The organism is Streptomyces katrae (assembly GCF_000966975.1).
GTDB lineage: Bacteria > Actinomycetota > Actinomycetes > Streptomycetales > Streptomycetaceae > Streptomyces > Streptomyces katrae.
On sequence record NZ_JZWV01000469.1, the window covers coordinates 1 to 8806 of the forward strand.

An 8806-nucleotide genomic window follows, 5' to 3' on the forward strand; every position below is an offset into this window, starting at 1 on the left:
GCCCGTGGACCGCTCGAAGTCGCGCACCAAGCGGCGGCTTCGCGTCAGGTGGGCGAAGAAGCGCTCCACGATCCACCGCTTGGGCAGCACGACGAAGCCTCGCATGTCATCGCTGCGCCTTCACGATGGCGAGGACCAGGGCGAGGACGGTGAAGCCGTACTCGATGAGGCTGCCCGTGCAGGCGCCGCCGGCTCAGACCAAGGCAAGCAGGTGGTGCGCGGCGGCGACCTGGGCGAGCAAAACCTGCCCGGCGGCGCGGTCGCCGACGTCCGCTGCGGTGACCGTCACCGGGAGCAGTAGGCCAGCGTGTCAACCACGACGTAACGTTTGCGGCCGTCGATCAGCTTGCCGCCGTCGAAGACGCGGCTGTCGGATCGGACGACGGCGTCCGCCTTGATGGGCTGGAAGTCCATCACTGGCGTGCGCGCTGTCGCCGCTGAGCCAGAGGGGGTCGACGAACTTGCAGCCCGGTCGGCCGAGCCAGCGCCGGAATGGCGGCCGCCACACCCTCAGCGTCCACCGCAACTCACTCGCGCCCGCGGAGATCCAACTGTGGTCGACGCCTGCGACGTAACCGCCCGCCGATGCCAGCGTCAGCCAAACGCCACAGCCTGGCCCTGGTCGAGGAACCCTTCACGCAGTCCCGCTCTCGGCCCTCCAGGAACAGCTGATCTGCGACGCGATCGGATGCGACCCCGGCTTGGCACCGCCGACGCCACTCAACCTGACCGCCCACGGGCGGCCAGCAGGAGACTGGCTAGCAGTGGTCACTGCTCACGGCCCTCCCGCAGCGGGTTGAAACAACACCGCTCGCTTCCGGTCCCGCCTATCCGTCAGGCGCCCAACAGAAGCCCATCACCTCCTCCCCTACACAAATAAAGTCTGGCCGGTCACCACCACCGAAAACGGCGCCTGACCAGTGCAAATGCAAGGTGCGGAATCAGGTCGGTATCCCGGGCAGTTTCCCCCCCTTGTGTCCCCCTCAGTGTCCCCCTCCCAACTCCCCCACAGCTTCCCCCTCAGCCACGCAAGGCCTGCAGGAGTTGGCAACGTGGACAGGGCAGCAGCATCGCGGGCGCCGATCACCGGGTGTCGATGGCGATCATCTGCCGGAGCCAGATGGTGGGGGCTGCGGCAGTTGTGGTGCCGAGGTAGACCTAACGGCGCTTTGGGTCGCAGCAGCGACGGACGGGACTTTCCCTTGGCCGGGCGTTGGGCCCCGCGGTACGGGTACGGGGCCCGCCGCGGCGTGCACCTACCGCGACGACGTTCATATTTCTATTCTGTTCCTGCCCGAACTTCGGGCAGGAACATCGAGGGGCATGCGGAGCCTGTCCGAATGGGGGAGCGATGGCATGGGGTGCTTACCCAGGAAAGGTGATCGGGGGGCGATATCGGCTGTCCCGCCCGCTGGGAGCGGGCGGTTTCGGTGAGGTCTGGGAGGCCCACGACCCGGTTCTGGGCGTGGACGTGGCGATGAAGATGGTGCGCCTCGGCTCGGTCCCTGACGAGGCTCGCGCGGAACTCCTGACCCGGGCGGCCCGGGAGTCTCGCAATGCGGCGCGCTTACGGGACCACCCGCACATCATCACCGTCCACGACGTGGTCGAGGTCGACGGCGCTCCATGGATCGTCATGCAGTTGGTGGAAGGCGGGTCGCTCGCGGACGAGCTGAGGACGAACGGCCCGCTGACGCTGCGGCGAACATTCGACGTCGCCGAGGCGCTCCTGAGTGCGCTGGGTGCGGCCCACGACGCGGGGATCATGCACCGGGACGTCAAGCCGGCCAATGTGATGCTTGGTGAGAACGGTGACGTCCTGCTCACGGACTTCGGCATCGCCGTAGCTCACACCGACTCCCGGCTCACCCGTACCACCATGGTCATCGGGTCGCCCGCCTATATGGCGCCCGAGCGCTGGCAGGGTGCACCAAATGACAGCAGGTCCGACCTCTTCTCCCTGGGCGTGACGCTGTACGAGGCGGTGGAAGGCGTTCCCCCGTTCCCCTCGGACAACCTCACCGCCGCTCTGACGGAGACGCCCCGCGCCCCGCAACGCGCCGGTCCGCTGACGCCACTGCTCATCGGCCTGCTGGCAAGGGACCCGGCCGATCGCCCCGCTGTCCCCCAGGCGCTGGCCATGCTCGGCCGCGCAAGAAGGGCCGGCACGCGCCCCGCAGGGGGCAGACTGTCGGGGACACCGACTCCCCCGCGGGCGCCTGACGGACCGCGACAGGGAGCCCCTGATCCTGCTGTCTGCCGGCTCGCGGCCGAGCACGAAGTGGACGTGAACTCCATCAAGGGCACGGGCACCGACGGCGGTGTCCTCGTGCAGGACGTCATCGCCGCCGTCAAGGCGCGACACGGCGTCTACGCGACCCGCGCAGCCAGGGAGTTCGCCGCCCAGCAGGGCATCGACCTGGCCGGAGTCGCCGGCAGCGGCAAGCATGGCCTCATCTGCATCCAGGACGTCAAGCGTCCCTCCACCGGGCAGACGGGTGCCGCAGGCGTGGCGGTCACCGTCGCGTGCGTGGTGCTCCTCCTCTTCCTCCTGGCGAAGCTCAGCGGCTGAGGCCGGGTCGGGGTAGGCCGGCGAGGCGGCTGTGCTGACCCACATGAGGCAGCTGGCCCCGCGCGACCCCGACCTGCGACCTGCCCGTGGAACTCGCGTCGGCTAGGCCGCGCGCGACAGCGGCCTGCGCCGGGGTGGCCGCGTGGCGCGCCGACGCGGCTCGGCCGGGAGAGCCCGGCGCCTTCCGCTCCTGAGCCGGAACTACGACTCGGTCGGTGCGCTGTGCGACTGCCTCTCAGAAGGCCGGCTCGTCCGGGTAGGCCGAGGTGTGGGGCGGGGTCGGCTTGTGCGGCTCGTCCTCGGCCGCGGAGTCGGCGAACGCTGGGGGGACGGCACAGGTTGAGCACTCGTCGTGGTCGGGCAGGGCTCCGCAGGTGCACATGTGTCCTGCACTTCGGGGTGCTATCAGCCGGGGTGGGGCGCAGTGGCCGCGTCGGTACGGACACGGTATCCGCCGTCCGGCAGGCCCGACGCGCTGCGGGATGAAGAAGGTCCCGTGGTCGGCCGCACGGTTACCCGCTTCAGCCGCAGGCGCGCCGGATCGGCTCCCGGTGGTGGGAGCGGTGAGGTGGTTGGTGAGGTCGCCGGGACTGGGTTCGTCACCGGTGAAGTCCTGTCGGCAGGGCTCTGACCTTCACTGGGGAGGTTTCACTGGGTGGCGCGAGCTCACTGGTGACTCACTGGCAGCACTGTTTCCTTCCCGTGATGCCGGGGGGTTGGCAGTGGTGACCCGGTCGGTGAGAAGACCGCCGTTTCGTGGGGTGCAAGAACGAGCACCTCCACGGAAGGCATTTTCATGAGCCCTGTTCCCCGGCCGTCGCGCCGCCTCCGGCGAGCGCCTCAGGCCGCAACTGCGCAGCCGTTGCGCCGTTCCCGCCTGGAGACCTTTCCGGTCAGCGGGACCGTCTCGACGAACGGTCCGCGTCTTGCCCGGATCGGGGCCTGGGCGGCGCTGGCCGCTGGGCCGCTGGCCCTGGCCGTCGCCCTCGTGATGCCGCGAGGCCCTGTTGCTCAGGCCGCGCCGGTTCCGCAGGCCGACAGCGCCTCCAGGCTGCCGGCCGACCCGGCCGGTACGGCCGCGCTGTTCGTGGAGCTGTGGCTGCGCTCCGATGCGGCAGAGCCCGGCAGCCCCGTGGCTGCGGCACTGCGGTCGTTGGCGCCCTCCGTGCAGCTCCCCAAGCGCGTTCGCGGCGAGGCGGCGCCTGGTGCGCTGCGGGTGGTGCCCGTGCGGACCGCGTCCTCTCCCGGTGGTTGGACGGTGGTTGTCGCCGCCCTCACCAACGCCGTCCCCGTTGACCCGGCGGCTTCGAGGCCGGCGCCGGAGCCGGCGAGCACCGGGCCGGTTGTGCGGTACTTCGCGGTGTCCGGTACCGGGGGCCGGGACGGCGGGGCGCTGGGTGTCTCGGCTTCGCCTGCGGAGGTGTCTGCTCCCGAGACCGCGCAGGAGACCGCGGCCGGGCCGTTCTCTCACTCCGTCCCTTCTGGGGCAGCACTGTCGGCGTCGCTGGGTGAGTTCCTGCGGACCTACCTGGCGGGCGGGCAGGGCGCGGGGTTGGAGCGCTACCTCTCGCCCGGGGTGCGTCTGTCGGCTCCGGCGGCTGCCGGCTATGTGCGGGTGGACGTCGAGGACGTCGTCGCCGACACCGAGCAGGCGGGCGGGAAGGAGGTTCCGGCTGACGGGGCCCGGGCGCGGGTTCGGGTGCGGGTCGCCGGTGAGGACCGGGCCGGGACGCGGTGGCCGCTGGTCTATCAGCTGGAGGTGACCACGCGGGCCGGGCGGTGGGAGGTCAGCAGCCTGGAGGGCGGGGCCGCCGGTGCGGCGGCACCGGCCGTTGCCCCGTCCGGTTCGGTGGCCGCGCCGGTCGCGGGGGGTGCGCGATGAAGCAGCAGTTCATCCTCGCGGGCAAGCTCGACGAGCTGGGTGACTCCCTGCTCGGAACGCTGGGCGGGTGGAGCGACAAGGGCCTGAAGGTCGCGCTGACGGTGGTGGTCGTCGTGACCGTGGCCCGCCGCGTCTCGCTGAAGGCCGGCATCGGCGCGCTGATCGCGATGGTGCTCGCACTGGGCCTGTACGAAGCGCGGGAGTCGCTGTCCGGCGCGGTGAAGGACGAGATCAACCACCCGGCCAAGGGCGCAGGCGCTGTCACCCTCGTGGTCACCCCCAAGCCTGCCGCGGGCGGCAGCGGAGGGGTTCTGTGAGCGGGGCCGAGCGGGTGCGCGTCGCGCGTGCCTACACCAGTGCGCGCCGGCATCCGTGGGTGCTGGGCAAGCTCGGTGACTGGACCCTGCCGTTCGGCCCCTACGCGCCGGCACAGCTGGTGGTGCTGGGCGGTGGGGCGTTCGTCTTGATCAAGACGTTCGACTGGTGGTCGTGGGCGGGGCCGGTGCCGATCGCCCTGTGGCTGGGTGCGGTGTGGGCAGTGCGAGGGGCGCAGATCGCCGGGCAGAACCCGTTCACGGCTGTGCTCGGGGTGGGCTCGCTGCTGTTGAGGCATCCTGCCGGGCGGATCGGCGGGCGGGTCGCCCGTGACCGGCAGCCGTCCTGCCTGCGCGCTCGGTTCGTCATCACCCCCGGCCTCGTGACCGCTGCGGCGGGTGCCGGGGCGGTGGCCGTGGTGGAGGCGCCTGCCGGCGGGCGGGCGGCTGCCGGTTCGGGGCTTGCGCGGCTGCTCGCCGACGGTGCGGGGAGGGCGGCGTGATGAGGACGCCTTTCCGGCATATTGCGGGGCATCTGCTGTGGTCGACCTCGGGCCGGGTGTGGGCGGTGTGGCGGGTTGCTGCGCTGCCGGGCGGCTACCTGCCCGCCCGGGTGCACCAGGACTTGCTGGGTCGGATCACCTCGTTGGTGCGGTCGATGCCCGGGATCGAGCCGCGCCTGTTTGTTCTCGCGGCCAGGACGGATCCCGGGGAGATCGCCGAGCGGATGGTGGCCGACGTCGACTGGCAGCGGCTGCCTGCGTGGGCGGAGACCTGTGCGGCGACGGTTGATCTGCTGACAGGTCAGGAGATGCACGAGCGGACGCTGTGGCTGGCCGTGCCTCTGGCGGTCAAGGGCGGATCCGCGAGCGCTTCCCTGACGGCGTTGTACGCGGAGCTGTCGGCTGCTCTGGATCTCCCGCCGGTGCCGGTGGCCGAGGCGGAGGTGAAGGCGGCCGCCTCGGAGACTGAGCGGATCCAGACCTCCTTGGGCGGAGGGTTGGGGCTGCGTCCCGCGTCGGCGGCCGAGATCGTCTGGATGCTCCAGCATGCGCTCTGCCGCGGCCTGGCGGAGGAGCCGCTGCTGTCGGACGCGGAGCAGAGCCGGCTGTACGGCAGCAGTGTGCGGGAGGGCCGTCTGCAGTCGCCCTCGTACGCGGATCTGGGGATGGTCCGGCTGGCCGAGGGCGGCCAGGAGACGCGCGCCGACGGCAAGGATGCCAAGGCGAGGAGCCCGTGGTGGCGGGCGGCGGCCTCGTCGCCGCTGGGTCGCCGGTGGCTTCAGGTGGAGTCCGAGGCTGGCACGGGTTACCAGGCGCACCTGGTGCTGGCGGAGATCCCGCCGGCGGTGTCGGTGCGGTCCGCGGACGTCCTGGCCCAGCTGGAGGCTCTGCCCTTCCCGGTCGACGTCACGGTCGATCTGCGGGTGGTCACGGCGAAGAAGGCACGGGCACAGGTCCAGCGCAAGAAGCGTGAACTCCTGGACCAGGCGGATCAGTACGGTGCGCAGCCGACCGGGATGCCGCACTCGTTGCCGGATGCCGCGGGGGATCTGGCGGAGCAGGACGCGCGGATGGCCAGGACGTCGGTGGAGGTCGAGATCCAGTCGGTGACGGTGCTCAGTGTGTGGGGTCCGGACGCGGGGACGTGTGATGCGCGGGCGCGGGAGCTGTCGGCGGCCCTGTCGGGGGGCGACTACCGGGTGGAGCGCCCGTATGGGATGCAGGAGGAGCTGTTCGCGCTGGGCCTGCCCGGGACGGTGCGGGCCCCGAAGCTGGGGCAGTTCACGCAGCACCAGCTGTCGGAGGACTGGGCCGCCTGTGGGGCTTTGACGCTGTCGCGGGTGGGCGATCCGGCCGGGATGATGGTCGGCTACGACCTCGACTGCGGCACGATCCGCCCGGTGCTGCTGAACCCGGCGGATGCCCCGCAGGTCAACGCTTCGGCTTCCAGCGCCGTGATCGGCGACCTCGGTGCGGGCAAGAGCGTGCTGGAGAAGCTGGTCACCGAGGCCGTGGTGGACCGGGGCGGGCGGGCGATCGTCATCGACCGGACCCCGATGCGCGAGTGGGCCGGCTTCGCGCGGACGGCGATGGGTGACCGCTGCCAGATCATCGATGCCGCGAAGGCGCGGATCTCCATCGACCCGCTGCGGGTGTTCGGCGGGCCGGTCGGCGCCCACTACGCCCTGTCCTACCTCACCTTGCAGTTGGGGGTGGGGGCGATGACGGCCGCCGGGGCCGTGCTCCACCACGCGGTCGAGGAGGTCAGCGGCGGGCCGGAGCCGTCCATGGGCAAGGTCCTCGACGTCCTGGCCGCACTCGCCGCCTCGGGCGCCGGCTCGACTCGGGGAGATGCGGCCGCCACCATGGCCGACCTGCTGCGGATCGTGCGCACCAATCCGCTGGCGGCAATGGTCTTCGACCCGAGTCTGCCACCGGTCACCCTCGACGGGGACCTCGGTGCCGACATGGTCGTGGTGACCACGACCGGTCTGACCCTGCCGCCGCGGGAGGCGTTCGCCGACGTGGAGGTGCTGCGCCAGCAGCCCTTGGAGGCGTTGATCGGGCGGGCGGTGCTGTATCTGATCGCGGCCGTGGCCCGGCAAGCGGCGTTCACCGACCCCTCCCGGTTCTGCCTGGTCTCCCTGGACGAGGTGTACTGGCTGACCTCCTCCGCAGAGGGGTCCGCGCTGGTCCACGAGATCCTCCACGACGGCCGCAAGCACGGCGCCGGTGTCTTCCTCGGGGCCCACGACAAAGACGAGCTCGGCAAGGACGCCGGCCTGATCGCCTACCGCTTCCTGGCCCGCACCGCCGACCGCGCCCGCGCGGTCAAGGGATTGCAGTTCCTGGGCCTGGACGGCGAGGACGAGGACCTCATCCGGATGGTCACCACCGGCCTCTCCCCGGTCGGCCAGGCCGGCCGCGAGGGCGAGATGCTGCTGCGCGACCCGCGCATGCAGGTCGGCCGCATCAAGGTCGTCGTCCCGCCCGTGCCCCGCATCAAGAAATCGATCTTCACCACACCCGGCCGCGCGGCGCAGCCCGCGGCCACTGGGGGGACCTCATGACCTACCGATCCGGTGCGCGACTGCTGCTGGTGGGTGCCGTCGCTGTGCTGCTACTTGCCTGCACCGTCGCCGCATGGGCCCTGCCCCACACCACTGTGACTGCACCGGCAGCCAGGCTGAGCGCTTCCCAGACCGGTGAGCGTTGTGCGCGGAACACTGGTTCAGTCCACGAGCTGTGCCCGCCCGACCCCGCCGCGCCGGTCGCAGTGCCGCACCCATCCACACCGGCCGTCGCCGGGCTGCCGTGGTTGGATGCGCGTGCCGCGCTGCTGCTGTTCTCCACCGCCGCTGTCGCGGCCGCCATCGCTCTGGCCAGCGTCGCCGGGCGGCGACTGTGATGGCCTGGCGCCGGCTGGACCGGGGGACTCTGCGCGCCGCCGGGTTCGTCGCGCTGCTCACCGTCACGTTTGTGGTGACGAACACGGCGGTTGCCGCGGCCGCGACCGCAGATGGCGCAGGCACGGGCGGGGGCCTGCTGGGGCCTTTGGACATCATGACCGGCGAGGGGGTGCCGCTCAGCAGCTATCAGCTGGAGGCCATGCCCGTCTCCTCGCAGTCCCAAGGGGGTGTCCCGGCGGTCGATCTGGCTGTGACGGGGCGTCTGCCGGATCTTGATGTGGTCGGTGACATCCAGCGCCTCGTCCTGGGCGGCCTGTTCACCCTGGTCCGGCTGCTGGTCGGCCTGTGTGGCTGGCTGATCTCCTTCGTGTTCCGATTTCCGCTGATCACCCTGCTGACCAGGCCCGCGCAGCAGATCGCCGACGCCTACGAGCGGCACGTGGTCGCCCCGCTCGGCCTCGAAGGCTTGTTGTTGGCGTGGGCGTTCGTGTTCGGGCTGATCCTGTTCGTGCGGGGGAAGGCCGGCACGGGGCTGGGGGAGATTGCGCTGACCCTGGTCATCGCGGCCCTGGCCGCCAGCGCTTTTGTCCGGCCTGACTACCTGCTGGGCAAGGACGGTCCGCTCG

The 8806-nt window shown here is 71.4% G+C and carries 8 protein-coding genes and 2 pseudogenes; 7 read left to right on the top strand and 3 right to left on the bottom strand.

The genetic code is table 11. The features are described from left to right. Both VR44_RS17540 and VR44_RS49160 read right to left on the bottom strand, forming a co-directional pair. A pseudogene (locus VR44_RS17540) lies at positions 1–130 on the bottom strand (IS5/IS1182 family transposase); the annotation flags it as partial. 155 nt (positions 131–285) lie between these two features. Continuing rightward, a complete protein-coding gene (locus VR44_RS49160) occupies positions 286–414 on the bottom strand; it encodes a hypothetical protein (protein WP_425424515.1) in 129 nt (42 codons plus the stop codon). Positions 415–1378: 964 nt separating this feature from the next. On the opposite strand from VR44_RS49160, the gene VR44_RS41295 reads away from it, so the two are divergent. Continuing rightward, complete coding sequence (locus VR44_RS41295) at positions 1379–2572, top strand: serine/threonine-protein kinase (RefSeq protein WP_052713668.1); 1194 nt, start codon at positions 1379–1381, stop codon at positions 2570–2572. Positions 2573–2807: 235 nt separating this feature from the next. On the opposite strand, the gene VR44_RS45070 is transcribed toward VR44_RS41295, so the two are convergent. Next, the gene (locus VR44_RS45070; RefSeq protein ID WP_157880332.1) at positions 2808–2954 is read right to left on the bottom strand and encodes a hypothetical protein; all 147 of its coding nucleotides are present in this window, start codon (positions 2952–2954) and stop codon (positions 2808–2810) included. A gap of 480 nt (positions 2955–3434) precedes the next feature. Between VR44_RS45070 and VR44_RS17555 the strand changes: the two genes are divergently transcribed. The 6 genes and pseudogenes from VR44_RS17555 to VR44_RS17575 form a co-directional block, all read left to right on the top strand. After that, entirely contained in the window at positions 3435–4454 is a 1020-nt protein-coding gene (locus VR44_RS17555; protein WP_045948456.1) for a conjugal transfer protein, read from the top strand. Next, a complete protein-coding gene (locus VR44_RS17560) occupies positions 4451–4771 on the top strand; it encodes a hypothetical protein (RefSeq protein WP_045948457.1) in 321 nt (106 codons plus the stop codon). The genes VR44_RS17555 and VR44_RS17560 overlap by 4 nt, the downstream gene beginning before the upstream one ends. Beyond that, positions 4768–5271, top strand: coding sequence for a hypothetical protein (locus tag VR44_RS17565; RefSeq protein ID WP_052713669.1), 504 nt, complete (start codon positions 4768–4770; stop codon positions 5269–5271). The genes VR44_RS17560 and VR44_RS17565 overlap by 4 nt, the downstream gene beginning before the upstream one ends. Beyond that, positions 5271–7841, top strand: a complete 2571-nt coding sequence (locus tag VR44_RS17570; protein ID WP_045948461.1) for an ATP-binding protein — start codon at positions 5271–5273, stop codon at positions 7839–7841. The genes VR44_RS17565 and VR44_RS17570 overlap by 1 nt, the downstream gene beginning before the upstream one ends. Further along, entirely contained in the window at positions 7838–8179 is a 342-nt protein-coding gene (locus VR44_RS45075) for a hypothetical protein (RefSeq protein WP_157880333.1), read from the top strand. The genes VR44_RS17570 and VR44_RS45075 overlap by 4 nt, the downstream gene beginning before the upstream one ends. Further along, a pseudogene (locus tag VR44_RS17575) lies at positions 8179–8806 on the top strand (hypothetical protein); the annotation flags it as partial. The gene VR44_RS45075 and the pseudogene VR44_RS17575, both read left to right, overlap by 1 nt.

What these genes read in the sequence shown, in the direction of transcription:
- VR44_RS49160 (WP_425424515.1), bottom strand. Translation starts at nt 414, where the DNA reads ATGGACTTCCAGCCCATCAAGGCGGACGCCGTCGTCCGATCCGACAGC.
- VR44_RS45070 (WP_157880332.1), bottom strand. Translation starts at nt 2,954, where the DNA reads ATGTGCACCTGCGGAGCCCTGCCCGACCACGACGAGTGCTCAACCTGT.
- VR44_RS17560 (WP_045948457.1), top strand. Translation starts at nt 4,451, where the DNA reads ATGAAGCAGCAGTTCATCCTCGCGGGCAAGCTCGACGAGCTGGGTGAC.
- VR44_RS17570 (WP_045948461.1), top strand. Translation starts at nt 5,271, where the DNA reads ATGAGGACGCCTTTCCGGCATATTGCGGGGCATCTGCTGTGGTCGACC.
- VR44_RS45075 (WP_157880333.1), top strand. Translation starts at nt 7,838, where the DNA reads ATGACCTACCGATCCGGTGCGCGACTGCTGCTGGTGGGTGCCGTCGCT.